Here is a 15352-nt window from a genome sequence, read left to right on the forward strand (position 1 = left end):
TTCGTCTGTCGTCTCGTCGTTGGAGGCGTCGCTGTCACCATGTCGCCCTCGGGCCGCGGTGTGAAGCGCGCGGGCGGCCCCTCATCGTAGGGACGACACTATCGTCCGCCCGGTCGGGGTGTCCGCCGGGCCCGGGCAGGTGAGGGCTACCCCCGCAGGAAACTCACGATTCCCTCAGAGATCCCCTGCGCCGCCCTCTGCCGCCATGCGCCGCTCGTCAGCAGTGCGGCGTCCTTGCTGTCGCGCATGTTGCCGCACTCGATGAACACCTTCGGAACGGTGGACAGGTTGAGGCCCCCGAGATCGCTGCGTACGACCAGCCCGGTGCCCTTGCCCAGGTAGTTGGAGAGGGGGCTGCCGGTGACGTGGTTGAAGCCGTCCCTGATGCGGGTGCCCAGGTCGCGTGAGGGGCCCACGATGGGGCGGGTGTCGGCGGAGCCCTGGTGCACCGAGGCCGGAAGGATGACGTGGAAGCCGCGGTCGCCCTGCGGTGCGCCGTCCGCGTGGATGGAGACGGCCGCGTCCGCGTGGGCCGCGTTGCCGATGTGCGCCCGCTCGTCCACGCACGGCCCCCATGCACGGTCGCCGTCCTGGGTGAACTTCACGGTCGCGCCCTGTTGTTCGAGGATCGTGCGCAGTCTGCGCGCCACGTCCAGCGTGAACTGGGCCTCGGTGTAACCCGAGTTGGTGGACGTGCCGGTGGTGTCGCACTCCTTGCGGTTGGTGCCGATGTCCACCTTGCGACTGATCTCGGCGGTGTGCCGGAAGTTGCCGGGGTTGTGTCCCGGGTCGACGAGGACGATCTTGCCCTTGAGCGAGGCCGCCCCGGCGGTCGCGGGAGGACTGGTGAGCTTGCCGTCGTCCCTCGGGGAGTCCGCGGCGGCGGGCGGACCCGTCCGGGGCGTCGCAGCGGCCGGTGTGCCGCCGCTGTCCGCGACCGCCTCGTAGACCAGCCAGCCGAGCAGCGCGGCCGGTACCAGCGCGGCGGCGGCGATCATCAGCGGCCCGCGCCGGGGACGGCGGGGCTCGGGGGCATCGAAGTCCGGTCCAGCGTACGACATGCCTGCCACCTTATGGTCTGACTTCGGGGCCGGCCTTCTTCCGCGCTCCGTACGAGGCCACATTGGTCCTGTTGCCGCAGGTCGCGTACGAGTGCCAGCGCTGGGTGCGGCTGCGTGTGGTGTCGTAGAACACGTGCCGGCATCCCTCGTTGTCGCAGACGCGGATGCGGGACCATGTGCCGTCGGCCATGAGCTCGGCCACCGCGCGGGTGATGCCGCCGACCGCCACTTCGTCTGGGAGGAGGCCGCGGACGCCTACGCCGGGGCCGTCACCGGCTGGTGGCAGGAGAACTGACCTCCGGACGCGCCGCCGACCGTGACGTGACCCGCGACCGCTGGTCGCCCGCCGCCCGCGTTCGCCTCAGGACGCGCAGCGAGTCGGTCGCGGAGACCTCCGTGAAGTCGCCGGACCCAAGGGCCCTGAGGTAGACGCGGTACGGGGCCTGGCCGGTGAACTCGTCCTCCGGCTCCGGGAAGACGTCGTGGATGACGAGCAGGCCGTCCTCGGCCACATGGCGGGCCCAGCCCTCGTAGTCGGCGTTCGCGTGCTCGTCGGTGTGGCCGCCGTCGATGAAGACGAGGCCGAGCGGGCTGTTCCAGACCGCGGCCACCTGTGGCGAACGGCCGACGAGCGCGATCACGTGGTCCTCCAGGCCCGCCTTGTGCAGGGTGCGCCGGAAGGTGGGCAGGGTGTCCATCAGCCCGACCTCGGCGTCGACCGTCTCCGGGTCGTGGTAGTCCCAGCCGGGCTGCTGCTCCTCGCTGCCGCGGTGGTGGTCGACCGTGAGGGCGGTCACGCCGGCGGCGCGGGCCGCGTCGGCGAGCAGGATCGCGGAGCGCCCGCAGTAGGTGCCGACCTCCAGCAGGGGCAGTCCCAGTCGCCCGGCCTCGACGGCGGCCGAGTACAGCGCGAGTCCCTCGCGCAGCGGCATGAACCCCTTCGCGGCCTCGAACGAGGCCAGGATCTCGGGGGAGGGCGCCGCGGGCATGGGGGTCCTTTCGGTCGTACGTCCGGTCAGGCGCGTACCGCCGCGAAGGCGCCGTACGGACCTGTAGGCGCCCCATGCTGCCGCACCCCCCGTCGCGTCGGCGACGGGGGGTGCGGCAGGGCGCTGTGCGTCAGGCCGAGACGGTCTCGGCCGGCAGGGACAGATCCAGGTCCACCGAGCGCTCCTCGCCCGGGTGGGTGGCCGACGAGGCGTGCGGGGCGTGGCCCATGGCCCGCGCCGCCACGACGTACGGGCCCCGCGCCGGCACGGCCAGCACATAGCTGCCGTCCTCCGCGGAGAGCGTGGCACCCGCCTGGCGGCCCCGGCGGTCGATCAGGGTGACCTTGGCGCGGGCGACCGGGGTGCCCTCGGCGTCCAGCACCCGGCCGCGGAAGCCCCGCAGGATCTCCTCGGCGCGCTCCAGGTTGGCGTCCTCCTCGCTGCTCGCGCGCAGCTGCGGCTTGGCCGAGGGGCGCTGCCCGGGCAGGAACAGGGCGAGCAGCAGGCCGATCGTCACCGCACCGGTCGCGATCAGGAACGAGAGGCGGAAGCCGTGCATGGTCGGGATCGCCAGGCCGTTCGTGTGCTGCGCGGTGTTGGCGAGCACCATGCCGATGACGGCGCTGGAGACCGAGGTGCCGATGGAACGCATCAGGGTGTTCAGACCGTTGGCCGCGCCCGTCTCCGAGGCCGGGACCGCGCCGACGATCAGCGCGGGCAGCGACGAGTAGGCGAGACCGATGCCCGCACCGAGGATCACCGAGGTGATGACGGTCTGCCAGGGGGCGTCCATCAGGCCGAGGCCGCCGCCGTAGCCGATCGCGATGATGAGCAGGCCCATGATCAGGGTGACCTTGGGGCCGAAGCGGGCGGAGAGACGGGCGTAGACGGGCGCGGTGAACATCATCGTCAGGCCGAGCGGGGCGGCGCACAGGCCCGCGACGACCATCGACTGGCCGAGGCCGTAGCCGGTGGCGGCGGGCAGCTGGAGCAGCTGCGGCAGCACGAGCGAGACGACGTAGAACGAGACGCCGACCATGATCGAGGCGAGGTTGGTCAGCAGCACCTCGCGGCGGGCGGTGGTCCGCAGATCGACCAGCGGGGCGGCCACGCGCAGCTCGAACAGGCCCCACAGGACGAGGACCACTGCGGAGGCGCCGAACAGGCCGAGCGTGGTGCCGGACGACCAGCCCCAGTCGCTGCCCTTCGTGATCGGCAGCAGGAGCAGCACCAGACCGGCGGACAGGCCGATGGCGCCCGGCAGGTCGAAGGAGCCTCCGGCGCGGGCCGGGGACTCCGGCACGACGAGCAGGGTGAGGACGATCGAGAGGGCACCCAGTCCGGCGGCGCCGAAGAACAGGGCGTGCCAGTCGGCGTGCTCGGCGACCAGGGCCGCCGCGGGCAGCGCGAGTCCGCCGCCGACGCCGATGGAGGAGCTCATCAGGGCCATCGCCGAGCCGAGCCGCTCGCGGGGCAGCATGTCGCGCATCAGGCCGATGCCCAGGGGTATCGCGCCCATCGCGAAGCCCTGGAGCGCACGGCCGACGATCATCGGCAGCAGGGCGTCGGTGAACCCGCTGACCAGTGCGCCGATCACCATGACGGCCAGGCTGGCGAGCAGCATCCGCCGCTTGCCGTAGAGATCGCCGAGGCGGCCCATGATCGGGGTGGCCACGGCGCCCGCGAGGAGGGTGGAGGTCAGGACCCAGGTGGCGTTGCTGGGCGCGGTGCTCAGCAACTGGGGCAGATCCTTGATGACAGGGACCAACAGGGTCTGCATCACCGCGACCACGATGCCCGCGAAGGCGAGTACCGGCACAAGCGCGCCGGAGGGCCTCCGTGTGGGCTGGTCGGCCGTCGTGTGCGTCATGGGGTGGGGCCTCCAGGCCGGAAGTGAAGATGTACGGGACGAGGTCGGTTCGACGCGATCCGCGTGCGACAAGTACCGGGTAAACCTCGTATGCACGGGCAACTATTCCGTTGCTTTGGGCCCCTAACGAATCCTTGACCATCCCGTGATGAAGTGACCCGACGTCAGACGATCCGGCCCCGCTCGGTCCCTACAGCCACCCCTGCTGCCGGGCCTCCCGCATCGCCTCCATGCGGTTGCGGGTGCCCGTCTTGCCGATGGCGGAGGAGAGGTAGTTGCGCACGGTGGACTCGGAGAGATGAAGCTTCGCGGCGATGTCGGCGACCGTCGCCCCGTCCACGGACGCCTTCAGGACATCGCACTCGCGCGCGGTCAGCGGATTGGGCTTGGCGCTCAGCGCCGCCACGGCCAGCCCCGGGTCGATGACGGTCTCACCGGCGAGCACCCGCCGGATCGCGGCGGCCAGCTCCTCCACCGGCCCGTCCTTCACCAGGAACCCCGCGGCCCCCGCCTCCATGGCGCGGCGAAGATAGCCGGGCCGGCCGAAGGTGGTGAGGATCAGCACCCGGCAGTCCGGGGCCTGTTCGCGCAGCACGGCCGCCGCGTCCAGGCCGCTCATGCCCGGCAGCTCGATGTCCAGCAGGGCCACATCGGGGCGGTGGGTCAGTACGGCGTCCACGATCGCGTCGCCCGCCGCGACCTGTGCGACGACCTCGATGTCGGCCTCCAAGCCGAGCAGCAGGGCGAGGGCGCCGCGCATCATGCCCTGGTCCTCGGCGAGCAGGACGCGGACGGGCGGGGCGGGCCGGTGGTCCCGTGGCATCTCGTTCACGGCCCAATCCTAGGGAGACACCGCGCCGTTGTGATCCCGGCATCTTGACGGACCGGAAAGCCAGGAAAACAATCGGCTCGGCATTCGGCACTCGTCTTTGTCGTTCCTGCGCCGATCCCGCCTTCCCGCATTGTTCGGCATTTCAGATCCGGGAATCGTTCGGTATCTCGCCCGAACAGCGTCCGGTATTTCGACCAGGTACCTGTGCCGCGCCACCCGGAACGACTCGCACCGCCTTACCCGGAACGAAAGGAAAACACCGTGTTCTTACGACTCCGCAGAGCCGCGACGGCCGCGCTCGCGGCGGTGGCAGCCGTCGTGATGCTCGCCGCCGGCGCGCCCGGGGCCGCCGCCGCGGGCTCCCTCCCGTGCGACATCTACGCCGCCGCCGGCACGCCCTGCGTCGCCGCGCACAGCCTCGTCCGGGCGCTGTACTCGGCGTACGACGGCCCGCTCTACCAGGTGCAGCGCGCCTCGGACAGCGCGACGGCGAACATCGGCGTGCTGTCGGCCGGCGGCTACGCCGACGCGGCCGCCCAGGACTCCTTCTGCTCCGGGACGACCTGCCTCATCTCCAAGATCTACGACCAGTCCGCGCGCCACAACGACCTCACCGTCGAGGGCGCGGGCGGCGCGGGCGCGGCCGATGTCGGCGCGCCCGCGGACGCGCTGCCGGTGACCGCCGGCGGCCACCAGGTCTACGGCCTGGAGATCTCCGCCGGCATGGGCTACCGGGACAACTCGACCTCGGGGGTCGCGGTCGACGGGCAGGCCGAGGGGATGTACATGGTGACCTCCGGCACCCATGTGAACGGCAGCTGCTGCTTCGACTACGGCAACGCCGAGACCAACAACACGGACACCGGCAACGGCCACATGGACGCCATCAACTTCGGCACCGAGTGCTGGTTCGCGCCCTGCTACGGTCAGGGCCCCTGGGTACAGGCCGATCTGGAGAACGGGCTGTTCCAGTCGGATTCCGGCTACAGCAAGAACACGGCGAACACCGGTACGGGCCCGCTGCCGTTCGTGACCGCGCTGCTCAAGAACAACGGGCAGGACCATTTCGCGCTGAAATACGGCAATTCCCGGACCGGCGCTCTCACGACGACGTATTCCGGCCCCGAGCCGAGCGTCAACGGCGGCGGCTACTCACCGATGAAGCAGGAGGGCGCGATCGTCCTGGGCACGGGCGGCGACAACAGCAACGGCTCCATCGGGTCCTTCTTCGAGGGCGTGATGACCGCCGGCATCCCGACGGACGCGGCCGACAACGCCGTGCAGGCGAACATCGTCTCCGTCGGCTACGGCGGCCCGACCGGCTCCACCGGCTCGCTGAGCCCGGGATCGGAGATCTCGCTGCGCGCGACCACCTCCTGCTGCACCGGTGACTACATCCGTCACCAGGACGACGCGGCGGTCATCTCCCCGGTGACGTCGAGCAGCTCCAGCCTCGACAAGAACGACGCCACCTGGATCGTCCGCCGCGGCCTCGCCGACAGCTCCTGTGTCTCCTTCGAGTCCAGGAACTACCCGGGCGACTTCCTCCGGCACCAGAACTTCCGGCTCCACCGGCAGCCCATGAACGGCAGCGCGCTGTTCCGGGCCGACGCCACGTTCTGCCCGGTGACCGGCAGGAGCGGCAACGGGACGTCGTTCGCGTCGTACAACTACCCGAGCAAGTATCTGCGCCACTACGACTACGGCCTCTACCTCGCGAGTGACGGCGGCTCCAACGCCTGGGACAGCGCCACCTCGTGGTCGGACGACGTGAGCTGGGCGGTCACGTCGCCCTGGGCGCCGTAGACAGCACCTCCACCGGCTCCGCGGGGCGCTCGCCGTCCACGGGGAGCTCGGCGGTGACCGTGAAGCCGCCGCGCGGCGACGGGCCGGCCCGCAGGGAGCCGCCCGCCGCCGCGAGGCGTTCGGTCAGTCCCTGCAGACCGGTGCCGCCGACACCCTCCGGGGCGGGCTGCGCGGGCGCCCCGGCCCCGTCGTCGTCGACCGTCAGACGTACGCGCTCGGGGGTGCCCTCGATGGTGATCCGGCAGTGGGCGGCACCGCTGTGGCGCACCGCGTTGGTGACCGCCTCGCGCACCACCCAGCCGAGCAGGGCCTCCGCCTGGGGGGCCAGGGGAGAGCCCGAGCGGCGTACGCGGGGTTCGATGCCGGCGGCGGTCAGGGCCGATCGGGCCCGGTCCAGTTCCGTGGCCAGGCTGCCCTCGCGGTAGCCCGTCACCGCCTCACGGATCTCGGTGAGCGCCTGGCGGCCGACCGACTCGATGTCCGTGACCTGTGCGAGCGCCGCCTCCATGTCCCTGGGGGCCAGCCGGCGGGCCGCCTCCGACTTCACGACGATCACCGAGAGGGTGTGGCCGAGCAGATCGTGCAGATCACGGGAGAAGCGCAGCCGCTCCTCCTCGACCGCACGCCGGGCCAGCTCCTCGCGGGCGGCGCGCAGTTCTCGCACGGCCTCGGACAGGGAGAGGACCACGGCCGTCACCATGGTCGAGATCCAGGTGGCGTAGGCGATGTTGAGGCCGTTCCATCCGTCGCGGTAGCAGCTGACCACCCCCGCCAGCAGGGCGACCGCCGTGCCGTAGGCACGCAGGTGCCCGCGCAGGAGCGCACCCGTCGCGAGCCCGAGCAGCGGGAAGAACAGCAGCCAGGTGCCGCCGTACCCGATGGCGAGTCCGCAGGTCACCACGGCCATCAGGCCGAGGGCCACCCGGGTGGAGAGAGCCTCGCGCTTCTCCTTCGAGAAAGCGCGGAACGTCACGTAGACATAGAACGAGTTGAAGGCGAGCAGGCCGAGGCCGCCGATCCACGGGTTCGGGGTCTTGCCCTGGAAGATGTTCGAGAAGGCCCCCATCCCCATCAGCAGCCAGGGCAACAGGGTGAAGCCGCTGGGCGGCGGGCCCGGGGTCTCCAGAAGCTTCCCGGCCTTGCGTGCCGCCCGCTGCTCGGCCTTCAGACGTGTTTTGTTCTCCTGGTAGCACCGCTGGAGCTCCCGGGCCTCCCGCACGGCCGACCGCTGCCGCTCCAGGACCTCCCGCGCAGCCGACCGCCTCGCGTCCCATCCCTGTGAGGCCTTGCGCATCCAGGACATCTCTCTCCCCGTTCAGCTGGTCGCCGCGCTCCGGCGGTACGACAGGACAGCGTACGAACCGAAGGCCAGCAGCCAAGCGGCCAGGATCACGATCGCGGTGAGCGCCGGGGCGTGCCCGTCGGCGACCGCCGTGCCGAGCTGGGCGAAACGACGGGTCGGGGTGTACGCGGACAGGGCGCGCAGCCAGCCGGGGAACAGGGTGACCGGGAACCACAGACCGCCGAGCACCGCGAGCCCCAGATTGCACACCATGTTGGTCACGCCCGTGGTCTGCGCGGTCATCCGGTAGCCGTTGCCGAGCCCGAGCAGGGTGAAGGGCAGTGAGCCGAGCCACAGCAGCAGCGCGATCGCCGCCCACTGCCAGGCGGCCAGCCGCACCCCGTTGACCAGCCCGCCCGCCAAGAGCACCGCGACGATCGCGGGCAGGACCGTCACCGCACCGGTCAGGGCCCGGCCGACGACGACCTGGCGCGGGGTCATCGGGGTCACCCTCAGCTGCCGCAGCCAGCCGATGGCCCGGTCCTCGGCGACCCCGCCGCCGGTGTTCAGCGCCGAGCCGACCGCGCCGTAGGCCGCCATGCCCACCATGGACGCCGTCTTCCAGGCGCCGTCGTCGTCGCCGATGTTGGTGAAGAGCAGGTACATCATCACCGGCATCGCGACCCCGCCGATCACAAAGCCGACGTCGCGCAGGGTCCGGCGCACCTCGAGCCGCAGATAGTCCCACATCACACCGTCTCCCTCTCGCGTGCCGTCAGGGCCAGGAACGCGTCGTCCAGCGACGCAGGGGCGACCTCCAGGCCGCGTATCGCGCCCAGCTGGGCGAGGGCGATCACCGTCGCGTCGGAGTCGTCGGTGCGCAGCAGCGCCCGGTCCCCGCGCACCTCCACCGACCGCACGCCGGGCAGCAGGTCGAGCCCCTCGGTGGCACGGCCCGCCAGGTCGATCGAGACCAGGTTGCCGCCCGCGGACCGCCGCAGGTCCTCGCCCGTGCCGTCCGCCACGATCCGGCCGCGGTCGATGACGACGATCCGGTCGGCGTACGCGTCCGCCTCCTCCAGGTAGTGCGTGGAGAACAGCACGGTGCGGCCGCTTTGGGCGTAGGCCCGCATCGAGTCCCAGAAGGCGTGCCGCGCCTCCACGTCCAGGGCCGCCGTCGGCTCGTCCAGCACGAGCAGCGACGGGTTTCCGGCGAGCGCCACCGCGAACCGCACCCGCTGGGTCTGTCCGCCGGAGAGCCGGTCCACGCGCCGCCCCGCCAGCTCGGTGATCCCGGCCAGCTGCAACGCCCGGTTCACGGGCAGCGGGTCGGGGTAGCGCCCGGCCACGAAGGACACCAGCTCGCGCACGGTGACGCGGGGCACGGCCCGCGCCTCCTGGAGCATGGCGCCCACCCGGCCCGCGCGCACGGCCCGCTCCGGGGAGGTGCCGAACAGCTCCACCGTGCCCGTGTCGGGCTCGTTCAGGCCGAGCAGCAGCGAGATCGTGGTCGACTTGCCGGCGCCGTTGCGGCCGAGCAGGGCGACCGTCTCGCCGGTCCCGATCTCCAGGTCGACACCGTCGACGGCGCGTACGGTTCCGTAGGTCTTGACCGCCCCCGTGAAGGACACGGCAGGTGGTGTCCCGGTCTTCTTCGTCATGTCCCCGACGCTACGGGCTGCCAGGGTGCGCCCGGCAGATGCTGTTGTACGGACTCGGGCAGGACAAATGTCATGGCCGACGGGACCGGCGCGGTGCCGCCCCCCGAACTGACGCTGTGTCAGGAGCCTTCACAAGCAGGGGGCCCTGGGCTATACAGAGGTCTGCCGTACTGGAACGCGTTCTAGAACGGACGGGTTCCCGCGGCCCCGTGACGACCCCGGTGCGGCCGACGGTGCGGACGGCCGCACCGGGGTCATCCCCGCGAGTGTCAGGAGCCCCATGCCCATCGACGCAGCCAAGGCCCTCGCCGCCGAACCCCGATCCAGCGAGATCACCTGGGACCACAAGGACGTCCAGCTGTACCACCTCGGCATCGGCGCGGGCGCCCGCCCCGACAAGGACAGCCCCGCCACCGACCCCGACGAGCTGCGCTACACCCTGGAGTCCCGGCTGCACGTCCTGCCGAGCTTCGCCACCGTCGCCGGCGCGGGCTCGCCCGCCGTGATCCGCGGACTGTCCCTGCCGGGCATCGAGGTCGACCTCGCCCGCGTCCTGCACGGCGGCCAGTCCCTGACCGTGCACCGCCCCCTGCCCGTCGCGGGCACCGCCACCGCCACCGGCCGTATCGCCGCCGTGTACGACAAGGGCAAGGCGGCCGTCCTCGTGATGCGCACCGAGGTCGCCGACTCAGACGGCCCGCTGTGGATCAACGACTCCCAGATCTTCGTACGAGGTGAGGGCGGCTGGGGCGGCGACCGCGGTCCCTCCCTGCGGCTCGACCCGCCCACCGGCGAGCCCGACCGGACCGTCGAACGGCCGCTGCGCGAGGATCAGGCCCTGCTCTACCGCCTCTCCGGCGACTGGAACCCGCTGCACGCCGACCCGGAGTTCGCGAAGCTCGCCGGATTCGAGCGGCCCATCCTGCACGGCCTGTGCACCTACGGCAGCACGCTCAAGGCCGTCGTCGACACCCTGCTCGACGGCGATGTGACCCGGGTGCGCTCCTACGCCACGCGCTTCGCCGGGGTCGTCTACCCCGGCGAGACGCTGCGCATCCGTATGTGGCGGCGGGACGGCGCGGTGCGGGTGGCCGTGAGCGCCGTCGAGCGGGACGACGTGCCCGTGCTCGCCGACACCGTCGTGGAGCACGCCTGAGTGCCGGCCCGGCCGGTCGGCACTTCCGAATCTGTGAGTTCCGTACTCCGAGGGGAGCCGCACCATGCGCGCAGCCGTACTGCACGAGATCGGCCAGGACAAGCTGGAGGTGCTCGACGGCATCGAGGCGGCGGGGTTCGGGCCCGGCAGGGTGAGGATCCGGGTGCGCGCCACGGGGCTGTGCCATTCGGACCTGTCCGCCATGAACGGCGTACTGCCGCAGCCCGCTCCCTTCGTACCGGGACACGAGGGCGCGGGCGAGGTCCTCGAAGTCGGCGAGGGCGTGAGCCGGGTGAAGCCCGGTGACCGGGTCGTGGTGTGCTGGCTGCCCGCCTGCGGCGCCTGTCCCGCGTGCGAGCGGGGGCAGACCGAGCTGTGCCTGGCCGGGTTCATGAACGCGGCCACCCCCAACTTCCGGCGCACCACGGGCGGTTCCGCCGACCTGTTCGGCTTCGCGGGCACCGGCACCTTCGCCGAGGAGGTCGTCGTCGACGCGGGCTGCGCGGTGCCCATCCCCGACGACGTGCCCTTCGACATCGCGGCCCTGATCGGCTGCGGGGTGACCACCGGGCTCGGCGCCGCCCTCAACACCGCCGACATGGCGGCCGGTTCATCGGTCGCGGTCATCGGCTGCGGGGGCGTCGGCATGTCCGTGATCCAGGGCGCCCGGCTCAGGGGAGCCGCCGAGATCGTGGCCGTCGACCCGGTCGCCTCCCGCCGCGAGGCGGCCCTGAGGTTCGGCGCCACCCGGGCCGTCGCCCCGGACGGGCTGCCCGACGCCAAGCATCAGGTGACCGCCGGCGAGGGCTTCGACCATGTCTTCGAGGTCGTCGGAAAGTCGGCCACCGCCCGGACCGCGTACGAGAACACCCGGCGCGGCGGCACCCTGGTGGTCGTCGGCGCGGGCGCGCTGGACGACTTCCTGCGGCTCAACATGTTCGAGCTGTTCTTCGACGAGAAGCGGATCCTGCCCTCGCTGTACGGCGGCGGGGACGTCCTGCGCTCCTACGAGCGGACGATCGCGCTGTGGCGGGCGGGCCGGATCGATCTGGAGGGCCTGATCACCCACCGGGTGCCGCTGGCCGGGATCAACGAGGCACTCGAACAGATGCGGACCGGTACGGCGCTGCGTACGTGCATCGAGATCTGAACCTCCGCGAGGGGACGGGAAGGAACCGAACTTGATGACACCGCCATCACTGCCTTCACGGCCGTCACGGCCCCTTGAGGGACGGACCGCGATCGTCACGGGCGCCGGGCGGGGCCTCGGCCGGGCCGAGGCGCTGGAACTGGCCCGGCTCGGCGCGTCGGTCGTCGTCAATGACCACGGACAGTCCGGACGCGACGGTTCCGGCGCGGCCTCCGCCGCACCCGCCGAGGAGGTCGTCGCCGAGATCCGCGCGGCCGGCGGCCGGGCCGCCGCCCACAGCGGGGACGTCGGCGACCATGAACAGGCCCGGACGCTGGTGGAGTTCGCGGTCGAGGAGTTCGGCCCGCTGGACATCCTCGTCAACAACGCGGGCATCCTGCGCGACCGCATGGTCTTCTCGATGTCCGAGGACGAGTGGGACTCGGTGATCCGGGTCCATCTCAGGGGCCACTTCAACACCACCCGCTTCGCCGCCGCGCATTGGCGGGCCCGGGCCAAGGCGGCCGACGGCCCGGTGTACGGGCGGATCGTGAACACGTCCTCGGAGGCGTTTTTGGCCGGATCCGCCGGGCAGCCCAACTACGCGGCGGCCAAGGGCGGGATCGTAGGCCTCACGACGTCCACCGCCCTCGCGCTCGCCCGGTACGGGGTGACGGCGAACGCGATCTGCCCGCGCGCCCGCACCCGGATGACCGAGGACGTCTTCGCCGGGGTTCAGCAGCCCGGCGAGGGCCTCGACCCGCTGGCCCCCGAGCATGTCGCCCCGCTCGTCGGTTACCTCGCCTCACCGGCCGCCGCACAGGTGAACGGGCAGCTTCTCGTCGTGCACGGCGGCATGGTCGCGATCGTCGAACGACCCCGGATACAGGCCAGGTTCGACACCGAGCAGGACGTCTTCACCTACGACGAACTCGACGCGCTGCTCACTCCGCACTACGCGCGGCGGCCCCCGGGCGAGACGTTCGCGGCCGCCGAGGTGCTCGGGCTCAAGCACGCGGGGGCGGCGGCGGATCGCTGAGCAGCCGGCCGTCCGTGGCCGGCGGCGGGTGGGCGAGCTGCGGCAGACAGTGCCGGAGGAACAGCTCGCCGACCAGCTCCCGTCTGCTGCGCACCCCCGCCGCGCCGGAACGCCGGGTGAGGGCCCGCAGATCGTCGACGTCGTCCTGCTCCACGTGCTCGATCTCGAACAGGCGCAGCATGCTCCCCTCCGGGAAGCCGTGGGCGTGCTGCCCGCCGGTGTCCAGCAGCGTGGCGGGGTCGAGGATCACCGCGCACCACACATCGGCCGGTACGGCGTCGAGCAGGACCTCGGCGGTGCGGTCGAGTACGGAGAGGGCGCCGGCCGCGCCGCGCAGGGCGCGCTCCAGGCGTCTGACGGTCTCGGACGGGATCATCGGCGCGTCCCGGGTGGTGCCGTGGTGCCGGAGACCGCCGTCGTGTCCCAGCAATCTGGGTTACCGCCGTGATGTCGCGCTCCGTGCCGTGGGGTCTCGATCGTGGGGGTCGATGCACGGCGCGACAAGGGGGAGTCGCGGGTGTCGCCACCGCCGGGGCACGGGGGAGCCCCATACGGAACGGCCCCGCCCGTCGTACGACGGGCGGGGGTTCCGGTGCGTCGACCGGCGCGCTCACCGTGGTGTCGGCGCGCCCATGGTGGTGGGCGCCGACGGTTCGCGCTCCCTCGTGCCGGTCAGGCCGCGGTGTCGGATTCCTCCTGCTGCCCGGACGGCTTGCGGTGCCGGCCGTGCGGGGCCGCCTCGTGGTCCTCGGCCGAGACCGGGCCACGGTGCCGGCCGTGAACCAGGGGGTCCTGGGCCTCGGCGGACAGCGGCGATGCGGTGCTGGTGTCGCTCATGAGAAGTGTTCACCCCGTCAACATGATCCTTCGTACAGCCGGGCGAGTCTAACGGGCTGCGGTGACAGTTGTGACAGGGGTTGTCACGACCGTCGTGTCGGGGGTGGTGACGGCGTCCGGGCCGGGTAGTGCGGAGGCCGCCTCGGCCGTGGGCAGGGCTGCCGCCCGGGGCCGTGACCGTCCGGTGTCGCTGGTGCTGCCGGGGTCGGGGCGCGGCCAGGTGAGCGTGCGGCGGAGGGAGACCCCGGCCGATGCGGGGGTCTTGCGGGGGCGTGGGGGTGGCGGCGGCTGGTGTGGCACCGGCTGGGGTGGCACCGACGGGTGCGGTGTCGGCTCTGTGGCCGGGGGCTGTGCTGTCGGCCGGTGGTGCAGGGGTGTTTGTGGCGAGGGCGCCTGTCGGGAGGGCGCCTGTTGCGGGGGTGTCCGTTGCAGTGGCGCCTGTCGGGACGGCGTCTGTCGGGAAGACGACTGGTGGGAGGATGTCCGTTGCAGGGGCGCCTGTTGCAGCGGTACGGGTCGTACCGGCCCCTGCTCCCGCGCCTGAGGCTCGACCGTCGGCACCGGCGCCTCCACCCGTGCCACCCCGCAGCGCACCGCATCCGTGGTGAACGGCAGCCGCAGTTCCCCCTCCCGGGTCCACAGCCCCGCCCCGGCCAACCACCCCTGGGGCGCGGCGAGATGCAGGATCCGGCGGTGCGCGGGGCGCCAGACCCCGATCCAGCTGCCCGCCGCCCCGTCGATCCTGAGCGCCACCGCGCAGCTCTCCGGAGTGAGCACCTGCCCCGGCTGGATCGCGAACGGGGTCACCGGGCAGTCCAGGCGCAGACAGTCGGGGAAGCGCACCGGCAGCGTGCTCCCCAACACCCCCCAGCCGAGCCGCTCCCGGCCCGGTGAGGGCGCGTCGGAACGGATCAGCAGCAGCCCGCTGTCCGGATCCGCGAGCAGCAGCCGGTCGTCGCTCCCGTCCGCGATCTGCAGCAGCGGCGACACCTCCCCGCCCCGCGCGAGATCCACCACCACCGTCTTGACAGGACCCCCGTCCTGGGTGCGGTCCAGGGCCAGCAGCCGGCCGGCCCGGTCCAGCCAGACCCCGCCCGTGCAGTGGCCGGGCAGCTCCGCCAGGCGCTCGGGCCCGGTCGCCCCGCCCGCCACCAGCCACACCGCGGTGGACCGCGGGCCCACCGCGAGCGCGAAGGCCCCGTCGCCCGTCGGTGCGGGCGGCAGCAGCTCCAGCCGGGTCGCCTCGCCGGGGTCGTCCACCGCGCCCAGCGGCAGCTCGCCGGTCCCCCGTCCGGCCGGGTACAGCAGCGAGAACAGATGGCGCCCCGCCACGAGGCGGTGGATCAGCACCCGGCCGTCGGCCAGGGGCTGGACCTCGGTGCCGGGTTCCTCCGGCTGACTGCCGGGCAGCGGTACGGCGTAGGGTTCGGGGCCGTCCAGGGTCCAGCGCTCCGGATACCAGGACCCACCGCTCAGGGCGAGACGGGCCGCGTAGGACCCGTCCGCGGTGATCACACATCCGGGCCGGGTCGCCCACTCGTTCCCGTCCGCCGTGGCGGACTCGAAGGCACAGGCCGTCATCGTTCGGTCACCTCCGGCGACGACGCTAGTTTTCGTACGCACGGACGTGACCTGCGCGGACGCTCGCTTCACACATAAGGGTGTTCGTGCAGCCAATCGCCTGAGGAAA

General features: G+C 72.3%; 14 protein-coding genes and 1 pseudogene. 4 read left to right on the forward strand and 11 right to left on the reverse strand.

The genetic code is table 11. The features are described from left to right. Nucleotides 1-146 precede the first annotated feature (146 nt). The 5 genes from ACFY2Z_RS00310 to ACFY2Z_RS00330 form a co-directional block, all read right to left on the reverse strand. On the reverse strand, nucleotides 147-1061 hold the full coding sequence (locus ACFY2Z_RS00310) for an N-acetylmuramoyl-L-alanine amidase (RefSeq protein WP_390741943.1): 915 nt from the start codon (nucleotides 1059-1061) through the stop codon (nucleotides 147-149). Nucleotides 1062-1071: 10 nt separating this feature from the next. Beyond that, complete coding sequence (locus tag ACFY2Z_RS00315) at nucleotides 1072-1263, reverse strand: CGNR zinc finger domain-containing protein (RefSeq protein WP_390741944.1); 192 nt, start codon at nucleotides 1261-1263, stop codon at nucleotides 1072-1074. Nucleotides 1264-1330: 67 nt separating this feature from the next. Then, nucleotides 1331-2050 (reverse strand): class I SAM-dependent methyltransferase, encoded by a 720-nt coding sequence (locus ACFY2Z_RS00320; RefSeq protein WP_390741945.1) that lies wholly within the window; start codon nucleotides 2048-2050, stop codon nucleotides 1331-1333. Nucleotides 2051-2180: 130 nt separating this feature from the next. Beyond that, nucleotides 2181-3920, reverse strand: coding sequence for an MFS transporter (locus ACFY2Z_RS00325; protein WP_390741946.1), 1740 nt, complete (start codon nucleotides 3918-3920; stop codon nucleotides 2181-2183). A 190-nt stretch (nucleotides 3921-4110) separates the two neighbouring features. Further along, the gene (locus ACFY2Z_RS00330; RefSeq protein WP_390742403.1) at nucleotides 4111-4743 is read right to left on the reverse strand and encodes a response regulator; all 633 of its coding nucleotides are present in this window, start codon (nucleotides 4741-4743) and stop codon (nucleotides 4111-4113) included. Nucleotides 4744-5073: 330 nt separating this feature from the next. Between ACFY2Z_RS00330 and ACFY2Z_RS00335 the strand changes: the two genes are divergently transcribed. Continuing rightward, the gene (locus ACFY2Z_RS00335) at nucleotides 5074-6558 is read left to right on the forward strand and encodes an alpha-L-arabinofuranosidase B (RefSeq protein ID WP_390742404.1); all 1485 of its coding nucleotides are present in this window, start codon (nucleotides 5074-5076) and stop codon (nucleotides 6556-6558) included. Here ACFY2Z_RS00335 and ACFY2Z_RS00340 read toward each other — a convergent pair. From ACFY2Z_RS00340 to ACFY2Z_RS00350, 3 genes are read right to left on the reverse strand one after another with little or no spacing between them, the layout of a single operon-like run. Next, complete coding sequence (locus tag ACFY2Z_RS00340) at nucleotides 6536-7861, reverse strand: sensor histidine kinase (RefSeq protein ID WP_390741947.1); 1326 nt, start codon at nucleotides 7859-7861, stop codon at nucleotides 6536-6538. The two genes, ACFY2Z_RS00335 and ACFY2Z_RS00340, sit on opposite strands and share 23 nt — an antisense overlap. 12 nt (nucleotides 7862-7873) lie before the next feature. Next, the gene (locus tag ACFY2Z_RS00345) at nucleotides 7874-8590 is read right to left on the reverse strand and encodes an ABC transporter permease (RefSeq protein ID WP_390741948.1); all 717 of its coding nucleotides are present in this window, start codon (nucleotides 8588-8590) and stop codon (nucleotides 7874-7876) included. Further along, nucleotides 8590-9501, reverse strand: a complete 912-nt coding sequence (locus tag ACFY2Z_RS00350; protein WP_390741949.1) for an ATP-binding cassette domain-containing protein — start codon at nucleotides 9499-9501, stop codon at nucleotides 8590-8592. Before ACFY2Z_RS00350 ends, ACFY2Z_RS00345 begins: the two co-directional genes overlap by 1 nt. Nucleotides 9502-9781: 280 nt before the next feature. On the opposite strand from ACFY2Z_RS00350, the gene ACFY2Z_RS00355 reads away from it, so the two are divergent. The 3 genes from ACFY2Z_RS00355 to ACFY2Z_RS00365 all read left to right on the forward strand — a co-directional run bounded on the left by ACFY2Z_RS00355 (nucleotide 9782) and on the right by ACFY2Z_RS00365 (nucleotide 12825). Continuing rightward, nucleotides 9782-10657 (forward strand): MaoC/PaaZ C-terminal domain-containing protein, encoded by an 876-nt coding sequence (locus ACFY2Z_RS00355; protein ID WP_390741950.1) that lies wholly within the window; start codon nucleotides 9782-9784, stop codon nucleotides 10655-10657. A gap of 64 nt (nucleotides 10658-10721) precedes the next feature. After that, complete coding sequence (locus tag ACFY2Z_RS00360) at nucleotides 10722-11807, forward strand: Zn-dependent alcohol dehydrogenase (protein ID WP_390741951.1); 1086 nt, start codon at nucleotides 10722-10724, stop codon at nucleotides 11805-11807. Between the two features lie 34 nt (nucleotides 11808-11841). Next, nucleotides 11842-12825, forward strand: a complete 984-nt coding sequence (locus tag ACFY2Z_RS00365; protein ID WP_390741952.1) for a 3-oxoacyl-ACP reductase — start codon at nucleotides 11842-11844, stop codon at nucleotides 12823-12825. Here ACFY2Z_RS00365 and ACFY2Z_RS00370 read toward each other — a convergent pair. The 3 genes and pseudogenes from ACFY2Z_RS00370 to ACFY2Z_RS00380 form a co-directional block, all read right to left on the reverse strand. Beyond that, entirely contained in the window at nucleotides 12794-13255 is a 462-nt protein-coding gene (locus tag ACFY2Z_RS00370; protein ID WP_390741953.1) for a hypothetical protein, read from the reverse strand. The two genes, ACFY2Z_RS00365 and ACFY2Z_RS00370, sit on opposite strands and share 32 nt — an antisense overlap. A 242-nt stretch (nucleotides 13256-13497) precedes the next feature. Beyond that, nucleotides 13498-13662, reverse strand: a complete 165-nt coding sequence (locus ACFY2Z_RS00375; protein WP_390741954.1) for a hypothetical protein — start codon at nucleotides 13660-13662, stop codon at nucleotides 13498-13500. Nucleotides 13663-14223: 561 nt separating this feature from the next. Beyond that, nucleotides 14224-15243: pseudogene (locus ACFY2Z_RS00380) on the reverse strand (hypothetical protein); the annotation flags it as partial. Nucleotides 15244-15352 lie beyond the last annotated feature (109 nt).

It is taken from the genome of Streptomyces sp. NPDC001222, from assembly GCF_042896945.1.
GTDB lineage: Bacteria > Actinomycetota > Actinomycetes > Streptomycetales > Streptomycetaceae > Streptomyces > Streptomyces gibsoniae.